The sequence below is a fragment of the Acinetobacter sp. YH12128 genome, from assembly GCF_013418655.1.
GTDB classification, from domain to species: domain Bacteria; phylum Pseudomonadota; class Gammaproteobacteria; order Pseudomonadales; family Moraxellaceae; genus Acinetobacter; species Acinetobacter amyesii.
Window position 1 is genome coordinate 21884 of the sequence record NZ_VPBO01000022.1, and the last position, 15556, is coordinate 37439.

The following is a 15556-nucleotide window of genomic DNA, read 5'->3' on the forward strand; positions in this document are numbered from 1 at the left end:
ATATCCCTTATTTTTTAACTTTGCTCTTAGCTGCCACGATACGTTGAATATGCAAATGGGCTGATGAGTAATGGAATATGAAAATGCTGTGAGGAATCTTTTACATAAAAATGAATCACAGCTTTTGGAAAAAAGGTTTCTGTATTTAAAGTTTGAAAATATTCAGCTGTCGCAAATTCAAGGCTATAAGCCCCTGCTGTAAAGTCCTTCAGCGCAAAATCATTAACGCGACCATCAGCATTGGTTTGGGCTGAACCTAGCAACTCTCCGTGTGCATTAAATAATTGAATGCTGACGTTCACTGCAGGTTTACCCAGATTGGTATCTAAAATATGTGAGCTAATCATATGCTAAGCTCCTGTTTTAATCTTAATAAGGCAATTTCAGCCAATTGATGATGAACAATTCGTTTTTCGGTTTCAGGATCATTCAATAATCGATATTGCAGCGCCTGCAGTACATCTTCACTACTGAGGCCTGAAGCTTTGATTAAAAAGAGATAACCGTACTTTTTCTCATACGCGATATTGCCTTTGAGCAATGCAAATTGAGTTTCTTCATCTGCTGAAATTTCAGACTGTTCTCGATTAGAAAATTGTTGTTCCAAACTACTTAATTCTGCCTGTGCCTTTTTTTCACCAATCCGTGGATGGTTATCTAGAGCATTTTTGATTTCATCCCAAGTCCAAGCATTTGCAGCTTTTACTGCTTGCTCTGTGATTTGGGTGATAGAGGTATAAGGACGCTGCGCTACAATGTGTTCTGCCCAGCCTTCAATTTGCACACAGTGCTTTAAAAAAGTTTTTACATCTGCTTCGGATGCTTTATTAAATTCAACAAGTTGCACTATAAATTCGCCTAAAATTATTGAATGATTGTTCAAATTTAGTTTTGCAATATCAGTGCCAACCTAGGTCTATGATGTCAGTTACCTAAGTACAGGCCTAAAAAAAGAGGAGCTAAGCTCCTCTTTATCCAAATATTTTTTTACTAGACTGCATGATGTGTATACCAATGTTCCGCGATATCACCACGGCGACAGATCCAGACTTTTTCATGTGATTGCACATAATCTAAGAATCGTTGTAGTGCTTTAAAACGGCCTGGTCGCCCTATAATACGACAATGCATCCCTATCGATAACATTTTTGGCGCGCTTTCACCTTCTGCATATAGCACACCAAAAGCGTCTTTAAGGTATTGATAAAATTGTTCACCACTGTTGAAACCACCCGGTGAACAAAACTTCATATCATTGCTTTCGAGTGTATAAGGAATAATTAAATGTGGACGGGTTCGACCATTTTCATTTGTCAAACGACTCCAAAAAGGTAAATCATCACCATAGTGATCGCAGTCATATTTAATTTGCGGAAATTCAGCCAATAGCTGACGTGTGTTGGGACTGTCACGCCCTGTGTACCAGCCAATAGGCGTCCTTCCAAATAAAGCTTCAAGCACACTAATTGCCTGATCCATGTGCTGACGTTCTAGCTCTATCGGCATATCCTGATAATGTAACCAGCGTTGACCATGTGAAACGACATCATAGTTGGATTGTCTGATCGCATCGACGATATAAGGATTGCGCGCTAAAGCCATACCAACGCCAAAGATCGTCATGGGTAAATCACGTTTTTTAAATTCTTCATGAATCCGCCAAAAACCGGCTCTGGAGCCATATTCATACATCGAGTCCATCGACATATGTTTGGCAGGAAAACTGGCCGCTCCAATAATATCGGATAAGAATTGTTCTGATCCTGCATCCCCATGTTCGATATGGTTTTCTCCACCCTCTTCATAGTTCAACACAAACTGCACTGCGATACGTGCCTGATTAGGCCATACGACTTGAGGTACATCGCCATGATATCCAATTAGGTCTCTGGAATAATCCTGTTGTTGGATCTGGTCAATTAAGTCTTGCCCGCGTAAGTAGCCTGTAGTCACTTCAACTTCCTAATTTGTTATATCAAACAGTAAAAAATTAGGTAGAAGCAAGCAAATTATACGCCAATATCGTAGACGGCTAAATAACTTTTCATATCAATGACCATTGCCTTTTTTTAAAATATTGAATGGTTGCCCTGAATCATCTGCAATGATTGAAATTTGCCAAATTTCATCTATTTCTGGAAAATTCTGATGCAGTTGATCAATGAAATAGTAATAACCCTGTGTATTTTCCGTAATATAAATGATTGTATTTGAACACAATATATAGAGTTGAATCTCATCAATGGTTCCAATATTTTGGCGTACGACATCTATACTTTGAATATCTTTCCATAATATAGTTTTTGTGCTTATTTCAGGCCCAATTATAGTATATGTGAAACCATCATTAAAATATTCAAAATCACCTTTATCCTGTCTTAGACTCTCAAATTCAATTGTTTTATTCTTTATATCTTGTTTTAAATCAATTGAATCTACAAACCAAATATGAGGATGACAAATTATTGCATTCCAAATAATAAAAATACAAAGTGTAAAAAACCATATATTAGCTGTAATTACTATCGTAAGCACTGCCAATATAAATAAGATAAAACCCAAATTTAGGTTTAAAAATAATATAGTTGAAGTTCTTATTGGTAGTTGTACTTTCATTGGCAACTGCTTGAATAAAATATTACCATCATTCAATTTTTCGTTATATTTAAAGTAAAAACAAATTGCCAGTATTAAGAATGATATTAAACTAATGAATGTAAAATGTTTTTCCCATATTTGCCAATTAGATAAAAAATATATAAAAATGACCATAAATATTGAAATTGAACAATACATCGTAAGTAAGGAATTTAAAAAAATATGCATTCTCATTGTTTGTTTAATCTAGTAATTTTTTAATGGTATAACTATACTTAATTATTGATAAATTTAAAGCGTCATGATCAAATATTCTTTGTAAAATCAACACACCTAACTCTGAAAATTAATTTATATTCATAAGTCACTTTTACTCAGTTCCAAATAAAAGATTCAAACAATAAGATTGGCTAGCAATTGATTAATCCATGCTTTGGAGAAAACAAAAGATTTTGATTAGGCCCACCTCATATCCAAGTAAGTTACTTAATTTTTAGTGACTTATGGTGGTCTGCCTTAAGAATCTTTATGCAATAGAGCCATAAACGAGCAAAACTCTACAAAATATTAAAAAAAATATTTACTCATAATTTTTAAATTTTACTCTTCACTCAACAATGCAATATATTGAAAATAAATAAATTACAAAAATATAGATAAACCTAATATAATATTCATAAACTTCACTTTCTTTTTTTATCTTCCCGATCAACAAATAACTCCCATTATAAATTAGATCAACAAAGATAATAAAAAAAACTACTGCACCAATAAAACTCCAGAAACCTATCCCAAAAAAGTAATACTTTATTAAAAAAATCAAAAACTCAATAATAAAAAAAATAGCTATAATTAGCCTTTTATAATCGTGATAAACTCTAATTACAAATTTATCCATTATTGTTCCTTTTTAAACTATCGATCCATCTCATTACGAACTGCATCATTATTTACTTCTTCAGTAGACATCAATTATTTAATACACATCACGGCGGTAACGACCTGCTTTACGCAGTGTATGCAGTTGTTCAATGCCCAGTATCTCTTGCAAAGTGGCATCTACCGCTTTGGCCATATTCAAACTGCCGCAGATATAGAGACAAGCCCCTTGCTCTAGCCAATCAATCAATTCAGCTTTTTTTACAACTAGGATATCTTGCACATACTTTTCAGCAAATCCATCACGAGAAAATACCCGATCGATTTCTGCAATTTTACCTTGGTTTTGTAATTTATGCAGTTCATCAGCAAAAATTGCATCGAAATCTTGTTGATGCTCACCATAAATTAACCAGTTTTGATAGTGCTCTGTTGCGACACGTTGCTTAAGATGTGAAAGCAAACCCGCCATTCCTGAGCCATTGCCAATCATAATTGCCGACTTAACGCCCTCTGCTAAGTGAAAATTTGGATTCGCGCGAATATAGGCATGAATACATTGTCCAAGTTTTAAATCGTGCGTTAATAAGCCAGAACCTAAACCTAGTTCATCGCCATGCTGCTCTTGACGTACGACGAGCTCTAAATCTTTTTAATTAAATAGAGTTTGATAATTTCACGCTTATACTAAACGACTGAATAAAGACTATAATAAAAATTAAAAATTCATTCGCTATTTGCGAAATCTTCGAGCAATCATGTCCAAAAATCTTGCAACGCTGATTGGATTCAGTGCAATCTTACAATGGTCTTCTATTGTTGGTTTACTTAAGAAAATTAGTTTCAGTATTGGCCCTGATCTTGCTGTGCTCTTTATGTATACCTTGAGCGCAATTATTCTATTGCTCTTATTTAAAATTCCAAACCTTAAACTGGTTCCGCGCCAATTTTTGATATATGCCACCCTTTTATTTGTGATTTATGAGTTGTGTTTTTCGTATGCCATTGCTTTGGCTCAAACAGCTCAACAAGCGATTGAAATCAGTTTGGTCAATTATTTATGGCCGAGTCTGACAATTGCCGCGTTAATATTATTTAAAGAATTAAAATTTAACTTTTTCGTAATCATTGGTTTAGCCATTTGTTTGGGTGGCATCATTTTGATCCAAACGGGTAATGGAAGTTTTAACTGGTCTACAGTCTTTACGAACATTCAGTCTAATCCATTAAGCTATTTTCTTGCTTTTATGGGAGCGAGTTTATGGTCACTCTACTGTGTGATTACACGTAAATACAGTCTTGGACATAACCCTATTTCATTCTTTTTCGTCGTGATCACCATTGTGCTATGGCTAAAAATGTTGATATTTCACGGTATTCCGCGAATGCCTGCCGTAGACTTACATACCGGTATGTATATGTTGACCGTGTCCATTGTAACCGCTTTGGGTTATGCAGCGTGGAATGTAGGTATTATTAAAGGCAATATTACGATATTGGTGACTTTATCGTATTTTAGTCCGATTTTTTCTTCAGTTATTTCAATGTTTATATTACAGACACCACTGAGTTTAATTTTTTGGCATGGTGCCATTTTGGTGACATTAGGTTCGCTGGTATGTTGGATTTCAACCAGTTGGCCACAAATTAAAGCCAGATTAATGCAATTGCGCCATGAATAATAAGAAGCAGTCACTTGGCTCATTTATCTTAAACTGAATAGCAAAACCGCGATTAGGCACAGCATATGAAGTAACTGTGTTGGTGCAAAATATAGAAAATATTTCCAGCCACCTGTGAGAAATGCATTCACACATTTTGAAATCGCATGGGCTGATAATCCAATCACCACAGCATAAACCAATGTTAAATTGTCGATATTACCTTGCATCACCACGGTTGCCATAGCTGCATGGACTTCAAAGAGTGATGCTAATAATGTCCCTAAAATTAAGCCTTTATCACCTAAAGCGAGATTTAATCCATAAACAAGTGCTTGGATCAAAGTAAGCGTGATGGCAATGATTGCCGCCTGTTTTAAGCTAAACATTCGACTATCAGTATTTTCTAACGGCACTGTTTCATTCGCCTCTACACGAAGCATTTCAGGTTCTGACTCTTTATTATGCTGAACTTGAGATGAGCCATAAATCAGATATAACGCAGTAAGGACCAATATCAAGATGCCGACGATACTTGGTATAACTAATATTTTAAACCAAGCAAAACTCACCCCAAGGACAATGATCAAAAGTTGAACCAATGTCGCAACACATGAAAAAAGTCCTGCCCCTGCATTACTTTTGGCACTGGCTTTTCCTGCTCGTACTTCCATGCCTAAGCTTGCGATTGTTGCTGTGCTCGACACAAAACCTGATGCCAAGGCCGATAAAATAATGGCTTTATCAGAGGATAATAGCCGCTTGGCGATGTGCGCTAATGACTGCACCACCAAGATCAATATCAGTAATTTTAAAATCACATAGGGATTTAATACTGAACCCCAATAGGCTTGATTCGGAGTTAAAGGTAAGGCAATTAGGATCAATGCCAGTAAAAATACACCATCTCTTAACTCATAGTCTTTGATCCAATGTGCTGCAAAATGATGTAAGCCTTTTTTTCCAACTAATATGAGGGTCAGCACGACAGCCAAACACGCAGCAAGTGGAATATTAAAAACACAAGCGGCACCGATCAAATAAGTCATGACAAAAGCAAGTTCTGTGGTTGTTCCAATATCTTGTTTTTGTTGACTTAATCCATAATAGCTAAACATACTGACGACAATTGCACCGATCACACCAACAGCTAAATGGATTAAAAAACACAATGCTCCAAACAACGCACAAATGGTAAATGAGCGTAAACCGGCAAAACTCTGTTCACTGTCCAAATTGTTGTTACGTTGACGCTCCAAACCGATGAGCAATCCACAGCCTAAAGCCGAAGCTAAAATCGTTAACAATGCGGGGAAGGATAAAGTTTGTATGAGTATTTCCAAATTTAAGCCCTCCCATCAATACATTGTTTATTTTGGCAATATAAATAAAAAATAATAAAAAAATTTAACGCTAAAATTTGAAAAATAAATATATAGATTGAACAACTTGAGCATTTTCAATCATGTTCAAAGTTTAGTCATCCTTTAAATCATAAACAAATCCATGATCAATATCTTAGTAAACATTAATTTTTCCCATATTTTAATTAAAAATATATTCGAAAAACTGACTTAAATTCGGCCTTTATTTGCCTTCATGACTGTTTAAAGCACACATTAAGCCCAAATCACCATAATGGCCGCAATCACCACAAGGGCTAATCCCCAATGATCGGTTCTTGCGAGTTTTTCCTTAAAGAAATAGGCAGAGATTAAGAGGCTAAATAATATTTCGATTTGACCTAGGGTTTTGACAATCGCAACCGTTTGCATACTCATAGCAGTAAACCAGCCCAAGGATGCTAGAAAGCTACAGACACTAACGCGAAAGGTCAGACCGACTCTATCCCACATGGCAATGAGCGTTTTGCGGCTAAATAGACTGAGGTACAGCAGCATAATCACACATTGAAAGCCAATTACACTCAACAATACCCACGCCGCACGATGCAAAGTCGGTAAATCACTTAGCTCTAAACTGGCTTCACGAACCAATAAAGAGGTAATAGCAAAACTTAATCCACTCCCTACACCGATGCATAAAGTTGGCAAAGATAACTTTTGTCGTTGAGAACCTTTGCTTAAAAGAAAAACGGCTATGCCACCAACCAAAACACCAATCCAACCAAATAAACTTAAATGTTCACTTAAGAAAATCACCCCCACTATGGCCGCAAAGATGGCTTCACTTTTCGCTAAACCGACGCCGATGGCATAATTCTTTTGCTTAAAAAGCAAGACCATTAAAATCGTCGCTAAAATTTGACTTAGTCCTGCAATCACCACATAGATCCAAAACATAGGTGTAAATGTGGTCACCTGAGTCACAGGCTGTTGCTGGTACAACACGAACAAATAAATACAGGCAAATGGGAGCCCAAAAATAAACCGTGCAAGGGTGACACCATACACATCAACAGTGGTACTGAGTTGCTTTTGAAATGCATTGCGCCATGACTGCATAAAAGCAGCCATTAAAGTGAACAAGATCCAAACTGGAAACATAAGAAAGGTGGTTTAACGGTGGATGCCTCATCAATTTACGCTTTTATTGAATTGAATGCGACCCAACAGGGCTAGATTATTCATTGAACTTGGTTATAGATTCGTTGAAAAAAATTTATTTAAAAACCTGATATTAAGAATATGGTATTTATCAAAATTTAAGTTTTTATAAAAAAATGCAAAGGCATGTTACCTTTGCGTTTTGCTCTTTACCAATATTTAGTTGGTAACTTACAGTAAGTTAGCTTTCAAGTAGTACAGCACCAAATTGCTCACGTAGATCTTTTTTCAGCATTTTACCTGTTCCGCTCAAAGGAATAGCATCCACGAAAATTACTTTATCTGGCACCTGCCATTTAGCGACTTTATCTGCATAATAATCCAAAATTTCTGTATCAGATAAATCGACATCTGGCTTTTTAATTGCAATCAATACAGGACGCTCATCCCATTTTGGATGGGTTGCTGCAATCACTGCCGCCATTGCAATTTTAGGATGTCCCATAGCTAAATTTTCTAACTCAACAGAAGAAATCCATTCACCGCCAGATTTGATCAAATCTTTTGAACGGTCACTAATTTTTAAGAAACCATCCTCATTCAGGGTTGCAATATCCCCTGTATCAAACCAACCATCTGAGGTTAATGGAGACTCTGTTTTGCCAAAGTAATTGCCAATAATCCAATGCCCTTGGATCTGTAAATTACCCGTCGTTTCGCCATCACGTGCAACTTCGTGTGTACCGTTTTCTTCATCGGTAATACGTAAATCGACCCCAAATGGTGGACGACCTTGTGATAATCGTACTTGTAATTGTTCTTCTTCAGATAATAACAAATGTTTGGCTTTAAACTGGTTTGAAGAACCTAATGGACTGGTTTCGGTCATTCCCCAAGCATGAATCGTTTCACAGTTAAATTGTTCTTTAAACACTTTTAACATCGCAGGAGGACAAGCAGATCCACCCACCACATTACGCACTAAACTTTGGAGCTGACTACCCGCTTGTTGCGCAGCATTAATTAAACCCTGCCAAATCGTTGGAACACCCAATGCAACGGATACTTTATAGTCATCAATCATTTGCGTCAGGCTTGCTCCATCTAAACCTGGGCCTGGCAGCACTAAAGTACATCCCACCATTGCCGCAGCATATGGCGTACCCCATGCATTGACATGGAACATCGGCACAACAGGCATCATAATATCCCGCGCTGAGATATTTAATGAATCCGGCATACAAATCGCATAACTGTGTAAGACTGTTGAACGATGGCTATACAACACACCTTTCGGATTGCCTGTGGTACCAGAGGTATAACATAAAGAACTAGCCGATAATTCATCTAATTCTGGCCATGTATAGTCTGCAGATTGCCCCGCGATAAGTTCGTCATAAAATTTAACATCTGGCACAGCTTCGACAATCGCTGCATCTGGTGCATCTAAGCAAATAAAGTGCTCAACAGATTTTAATAAAGGTTTTACTGCTTTGATTAAAGGCAAAAAAGTTTTATCAAATAACATGACACGATCAGATGCATCATTGATGATAAAAACTAATTGTTCAGGAAATAGTCGAGGATTGATGGTGTGACAAACATAGCCACTACCAGAAATAGCGTACCAAGACTCTAAGTGGCGATGGTTATTCCAAGCGATCGTCGCAACACGATCCCCTAAATTTAAACCGAGTGATGCGAGAACATTCGCAAAACGTTTTGAATTTTTATGAACATCACCCCAAGTAGTTTTCGTAATCGTCGTGTCTGTATTTTTTGAAATTACTAAACTATCCGCATGATAGCGACCCGCATGTTCAATCATGCTACTAATCAAAAGCGGTTTAAACATCATATTACCAAGCATTCTTTGCTCCCACATTCATCCATATTGAGTTGTTGTTTTCCGCACTGTCCTGCAGATTTTTTAAAACTTTACGCCATGTCAAAAGTGATTATTCTTTAACGACAAGGTTGAAAGCAGTAGATATGAAACGCATATCCAAAACTGATTCTTATGTTTTAACCTTAATTGATTTTAGAATCCACTGTTTTATTGCTCAAAATATGAATGCTTTAGTGGTATAGAATGCAAAAATTAATAGCTTCAGCCCAATTCAAAATATATTCTTAATGTGCGCGCACACCACTGCTTTAAAGAAATTTTTTTGTTCAAATATTAAATAATTGACTGAATCAGATTGGCATAAAAAAACCCAGTCTACATATACTGGGTTCATTCATCGCATTAGCCGTTGTAGTTAAGTTACAATAGTTACAGTACTTCAAACTCAATACGACGGTTTTTCTTACGACCTTCAGGCGTAGCATTGTCTGCTACAGGCTTATTTGAGCCCATCCCTTCAGTACTTAAGTTCGCCGTCGCAATATTTTTTGAAATCAGGTAGTTTTTAACCGCATTAGCACGTTCTTGGCTTAAACTTAAGTTTTTCTCAGGATTTCCCGAGCTGTCTGTATGACCAATAATACGCACTTTTTTCCCACCTACGCGATTCAGTGCGACAACCATTTCATCTAAGATCTGTACCCCAGATGGCGCTAAAATTGCGCTTCCAGATTCAAATTCAATAATACGATTACGTAAAGCCGCATCAATAATAGCCTGTTCAGCCTGATTGACAGAAAGCTGTGCATTGAAACGAAAAGGTGCTGTGACCAAAGACTGAAACTTGGTGGTCGTTGGTTGGATATCATTTTGATTTGACATCTTGCCACTTAAATCGACTTGCGTTCCGCGTACAGAGAGTTTCCCCTGTTTTACTTTTTTTAAGTCATCATTAATCATTTGGCTTACGCTATTGCCCCAACCATTGGGTGCTGTAACCGCTCGAACCTGAATTTTATCAACCACATTTGCCTGACCATAGGTCAAATAGGCTTTATTTAATATTTCTTGCTTGGTTGCTTCATTCGGTACAGCACCTTCAATCACAATAGGCTCTGCCCAAAGCAAAGTCGAACAACCTAAAATGTACACACTCGCAAGAAATTTGGGCAACATTGGTAAGATTCTTTGCATCATTATTCTTCTATAAAAGTCTGTCTAAAAAGTTTAATGCCATGAATAAGGCTGATCTGACGCTCACTCAAAGACTGTTCCAAAACGGCTAAGCCTGCATTTTGTTCAAGATAAGGATCAATCCAACTAGCATCAATCAAGGAAACCCAATGATCACTTTGCATGTTTTGGGTAAATACATCACTCAGCGCTGTAATATCAGCGCCTTGAAAACCAAACAGTAAAACTGGCGAATCACTGTGTAGGATGCCAATGAGTAATTCAGCATCTTGGTTTTCGACAAAGCGACTAATTAAATTGACCCAAAAAGCCGCAATTTCATAACAGTAACTAATATTATTGATCGGTAAAATCAACACTTTATTCAACCGAGACGTGCCCTGATGAATAATCGGTTGTAGCAGCAAACCGAGACCAATCATGCTTTGCGCCAACTGATAAGGCGTAAAATTCAATAAACGTGCAAATGAATGCAACGTATGATGCTCATAAAAAGAAGAGGTTTCTTCTGTCCCGAACACTTGAATTTCGTTATTCAGTTTGCCTAATTTATCGAGCAAAATATCGGGATCGCGAATAGAACGCATCACTCGGTTACGCTGATATAAGTCAATTAAGGTTTGTTTATAACGATATGGTGCATACAAAATATTATCGAAAGGATCATCGATTTCTAGCAGATGAGCCAACACCATTGGAAATTGACGCTTTGAACTGTCTTCACTACTAATCAAATTGGCAACCAAAAAACGCTTATCTTTTGGACTGGCAATAAAGAAATCTAATGAAGGCAGTGAGTTATACGCTGCATTAAAATTGTCTGAACGCATAGCGAACTCAAGCGCCTCCGTGATCCACTGATCGATTAACTGAATCAGTGAATATTGTTCACGGCTCTTTAAGAAGTCACCACGAGCTGGACATTTTCCATAATACAGCGGTGTCGTTCTCACTTCATACATCGTCACACTCCTTGTTCTTTTGCACGAATGCCACCGCTCTCATTTTTAAATTCATCATCATGGTGTTGCTGTTCCTTGTACAACACTCATCGGTGAAGTCGCTGGTGGCGCTACAGGCGCTTGTCCTGCAGGCATCGTTTGCGCTGCGACGACACGAACACCTTTATTCGTCACCACTTGATCAACAAGAGTCATACCTGAATAGCCTGAACCTGTAGTTGGGCCAGATGCGTTACCACTAATTAAACGGAAGTTCACTTTTACAAACACTTTTGGATTTTGTTTGCTACGCCACACCATTTCAAATGAATTACCATTTTGTGTACGCTGAGCGCCTTCAACCAATCGGTTAATACCATATTCACCCGGCTCATCAAAAATCGTATGCGTTTGACCTTCCAAGTCAATTGCAGTAATACGTGCACCCGGAATTGCCCCTTTATTTGGCCAAACGAAGTTCACCCATTGCTGAACACCGTTTTCATACACCATACGCTGACCATCAATATCAATGGTATATGAAAGCAACTGTGTGTTTTCTAATGGGAAGAACTGGAAGTTCGATTGATTGGTTGCCGCAGGTGCTGCTTGACTCAATTCCCCTGTAGCAACGCCATTACTTGGCGCAACATAGCGTTGGAAATTCGCTACGAATTGTGGATTTAAACCAATGCCCAAATCTTTCCATGTTTTCGTGGTTAAGGTATAGCCACGACGAATCACCAATGGATCTAAATATTCTTTTACAAAGCGAGCGATACTTCCGTTTTCACCAAAAATTTGGCTAATTTCATTACTGGTCGCTTGTAAAGTAGCATTGCTATTAAATGGATATTTAGGTGCAAGATTGGTTGTAAATGGTTGATACGCCTGCATTGCCCACAACTTATTAATTTCGTTTTGAGCTGGAATCAAAAGAACTTCAAATGACTGAGTCACCGGCTGCATAAAGAGTTTTTGAATCAACTGTTGATCTAATTCATTCAGACCCACAGACATTTTTTCATCCACAAATTTTTGCGTGCTATTAAAGACAGAGCTTTGATCATTGATGGTTTGTTTCACCAATGTCATGCTTGCAGGTCCCATATCACCACCACTCTTCAAGTCATTGAACTTACTACGCACTTGACTCAAAGACAGCATGTATTCATCTAAAATAGATTTGTTTTGCTGATCATCACGCTTACGAACCAATTGATAGAACACATCAAATTCTTTTGCAATAACACCTTGACCGGCTTTAGAAGCCACTTGCTGTGCCTGCTGCGCATCATCACGGCTAAGGACTTTACGTTTAAACCACGCAATAAAGCCTTTCTGAGGTGCAGCAAGTTCTGCTTGAACAATTGGATTATCCCAACTGGTTTCTTTCGCTATACGGTCGACCACTTTACGAATTGGTGAGTTTTCAGGTTCACCTAAAATATCGATAAAACGTGACTGCTGAGCGACATCTGCGCCTTTGCCATAATGTACGGCATTTAAGAATTTACGCCATTCAGCGATATATTCCTGCTTATAAAGTTCGGTTAACTGTTTACTGATCTGATCTGGACTGCCACTAAATGTCAGGTCATCAGAACGATTGGTATTGAGTACCCAATCTTGAGTATCCGTCGGATTATTCGCTGCTTGGTTAATCGCATCTTTTACATAATCATTCCATGCTTGGTAAGTAAAAATACCCGGCAAGGCATAACTACCTAACATGCTGTTTTGGCCTGTTTCACCTAAAATTTGCTTCACAGTTACTGCAGGGAAACGTACCGAACCACGCATTTTAATTTCATTATAAACGCGGTCACGTGCGGGAATACCCATAGTAACAGCTGTTAATAATTGACGTGTTTGATCAACCAATAAAGGATCAGATTCCATTTGCGGGAACGCAGGATCAGCAGCTAAAGTCATCGCATAAGATAAAACTTGTTCGGCTTTTTGAATCATTTCCCCGCGTGGCATTTGACCACGATTTGAATCTAACCATGAACGCCAGAAACGAGTAACTTGGTCACTCAAATGGCTCGATTCCATATATTTATGATTGCTCATCATCAAATACGCCTTCAGTGCATTGTAGGCATCCTGAGGATTAGTATCCGATGGTTCTAAATAGGGCTGATTTGATTTCACAGCTTGAGTGATTTGCACATTGACGTGATTTTCTTTCAACGTCGCTTCATTGGCTTTAACGCGCTGTAAGTACTGCGCCATATTTTGCTGAGATGGTGCCAATACAATTTGTTGAATACCTCGTAAATACTCAACTTTGAGTTTTTCACGAATTTTATTCCCTTGGTATAAACCAAAGCTATATTTCAAAGGACGATCTTCATCAAAATGATCGAGCTGCTGTAAATGCCCTTGTAATATCAGCAATGCATCCAATTGAGTCGAAAGCTCACTTCCGCTACGGCTTTCCATTTGTACAACTTTGTCTAGGTCTGCCTGAACTTCAGCCACGAGTTGTTGGTTATTACGATACGACCAAACCCATAATCCAAGCACCACAGCAACCAATAATAATGCAGCAATAAATGCCATAAAACGCTGACGCTTACGTGCAGGATTGATATGTTGTTTAACCAGATTTTTATCTTTTAAAATGACGGTTGAAAAGAGTCCTTTTAAGAAATAACCATGATCTTGCGAAACAGAATTTGTCGGAATGCCAAACTCACTATCCGTACTTTTCACCAAATGAAAATCTTCAGCAATTTGTTCGGTCATCGGACTTTCAATCACACCTTCTTGTAACGCACTGGTGAAATAGAACCCACGGAATACCGGTTTAAACTGATAAGGGTTGTCTTGAAACAACGTACCAATAAAAGTTTTTAACACTGGCTTTAAACTTTTAAACTCAAGTGGAAATGTCATTACACTTGGAGAAATATTTTGCGAATGACGACGACTCAAGTGCGTAGTACTGACGCTCTTCAAGCCATCGTATAAAATTGAATAATGCTTTTCGAACATCTCAACGGCATGCTCAGATGAGTCTGGATCATAAGGCAGTGTTGCACCCCAAACTTGATCAAATTCATCCTTATCATAACAATCAAAAAATTCAGTAAAGCCGGCAATCAAATCCATTTTTGAAAAAACGATATACACTGGCGCAAAAATTTCTAAACGTTCAGTCAAATCCTGTATACGTGCGCGTAAGTTTTTGGCTAATTTGATTGATTTTTCAGGACTTTGACTAACAAGCTCCGCCACAGAAACAATCACGATTAAACCGTTAATTGGTGCTTTAGAACGGTTTTTCTTTAGAATATTTAAAAAGCCTAACCATTCTGAATGGTCTTCGGCATAAACAGAATATCGACCTGCGGTATCGAGTAATACACCATCTGTAGAGAAAAACCAATCGCAGTTACGTGTCCCACTTAAACCTGCAGACACCATTTTCTGATGAGTTTCTTCAAATGGAAATCTAAGGCCAGAATTATAAATCGCCGAACTCTTACCCGCTGCTGGGTTACCAATCACCATGTACCAAGGCAATTCATATAGCGCTGCATTACCCTTTTTATCACCAAGTTTTGATTTACGGATAAGTTGAATCGAGTCTTTCATTTGCTGATTGATCAGCGCAAGTTCTTCTTTATTCTTTTGTTTGCCGTATTCAGCTTCATTATCTTTGGCAATCGCCTCAGCAAGCTCTTCGCCTTGCTGTTTATGACGATAATGCTGCACTAATTCATAAATACCCCACAGAATTAATCCGAGAATATAAACAGCAACCACAATGTAAAAAGTCTTTTGCGGAATCGAATTATGCATGGCAACAATGGCCACAAAAAATGACAAAGCCACCATCGCTTTAGGATTGGTGACGTACTGCCAAACATAACCGAGGATCGTATAAAATAGTGTGTTCACAATGTTCTCAATTTC

General features: G+C 37.8%; 12 protein-coding genes. 1 reads left to right on the forward strand and 11 read right to left on the reverse strand.

All coding sequences use genetic code 11. The features are described 5' to 3' along the window. Positions 1–26: 26 nt before the first annotated feature. The 5 genes from uraH to FTU64_RS12260 form a co-directional block, all read right to left on the reverse strand. Positions 27–347, reverse strand: coding sequence for a hydroxyisourate hydrolase (uraH, locus tag FTU64_RS12240; protein ID WP_180059856.1), 321 nt, complete (start codon positions 345–347; stop codon positions 27–29). Further along, the gene (uraD, locus tag FTU64_RS12245) at positions 344–847 is read right to left on the reverse strand and encodes a 2-oxo-4-hydroxy-4-carboxy-5-ureidoimidazoline decarboxylase (RefSeq protein WP_180059858.1); all 504 of its coding nucleotides are present in this window, start codon (positions 845–847) and stop codon (positions 344–346) included. Before uraD ends, uraH begins: the two co-directional genes overlap by 4 nt. Positions 848–990: 143 nt before the next feature. Continuing rightward, positions 991–1953 carry an allantoinase PuuE gene (gene puuE, locus FTU64_RS12250; protein ID WP_180059860.1) on the reverse strand — a complete coding sequence of 321 codons (963 nt, stop codon included), beginning with the start codon at positions 1951–1953 and terminating at the stop codon, positions 991–993. 96 nt (positions 1954–2049) lie between these two features. Next, positions 2050–2616: a hypothetical protein gene (locus FTU64_RS12255; protein ID WP_180054667.1), complete on the reverse strand. Its 567-nt coding sequence runs from the start codon at positions 2614–2616 to the stop codon at positions 2050–2052. Between the two features lie 958 nt (positions 2617–3574). Beyond that, the gene (locus FTU64_RS12260) at positions 3575–3970 is read right to left on the reverse strand and encodes a hypothetical protein (RefSeq protein WP_180059861.1); all 396 of its coding nucleotides are present in this window, start codon (positions 3968–3970) and stop codon (positions 3575–3577) included. Positions 3971–4235: 265 nt separating this feature from the next. Between FTU64_RS12260 and yddG the strand changes: the two genes are divergently transcribed. Beyond that, a complete protein-coding gene (gene yddG, locus FTU64_RS12265; RefSeq protein ID WP_180059863.1) occupies positions 4236–5159 on the forward strand; it encodes an aromatic amino acid DMT transporter YddG in 924 nt (307 codons plus the stop codon). A 23-nt stretch (positions 5160–5182) separates the two neighbouring features. Here yddG and FTU64_RS12270 read toward each other — a convergent pair whose 3' ends face one another. From FTU64_RS12270 to tssM, 6 genes are all read right to left on the reverse strand, one after another. After that, a complete protein-coding gene (locus tag FTU64_RS12270) occupies positions 5183–6481 on the reverse strand; it encodes an MgtC/SapB family protein (protein ID WP_180004519.1) in 1299 nt (432 codons plus the stop codon). Positions 6482–6757: 276 nt separating this feature from the next. Then, a complete protein-coding gene (locus FTU64_RS12275; RefSeq protein ID WP_180022638.1) occupies positions 6758–7645 on the reverse strand; it encodes a DMT family transporter in 888 nt (295 codons plus the stop codon). A 241-nt stretch (positions 7646–7886) separates the two neighbouring features. Further along, positions 7887–9515 carry a long-chain-fatty-acid--CoA ligase gene (locus FTU64_RS12280; RefSeq protein WP_180059865.1) on the reverse strand — a complete coding sequence of 543 codons (1629 nt, stop codon included), beginning with the start codon at positions 9513–9515 and terminating at the stop codon, positions 7887–7889. 408 nt (positions 9516–9923) lie between these two features. Continuing rightward, a complete protein-coding gene (locus FTU64_RS12285) occupies positions 9924–10670 on the reverse strand; it encodes an OmpA family protein (protein WP_257222253.1) in 747 nt (248 codons plus the stop codon). Between the two features lie 20 nt (positions 10671–10690). Further along, complete coding sequence (gene tagF / locus FTU64_RS12290) at positions 10691–11650, reverse strand: type VI secretion system-associated protein TagF (RefSeq protein ID WP_078190765.1); 960 nt, start codon at positions 11648–11650, stop codon at positions 10691–10693. A 57-nt stretch (positions 11651–11707) separates the two neighbouring features. Then, positions 11708–15541 carry a type VI secretion system membrane subunit TssM gene (gene tssM / locus FTU64_RS12295; protein WP_180059869.1) on the reverse strand — a complete coding sequence of 1278 codons (3834 nt, stop codon included), beginning with the start codon at positions 15539–15541 and terminating at the stop codon, positions 11708–11710. Between the last annotated feature and the right edge of the window lie 15 nt (positions 15542–15556).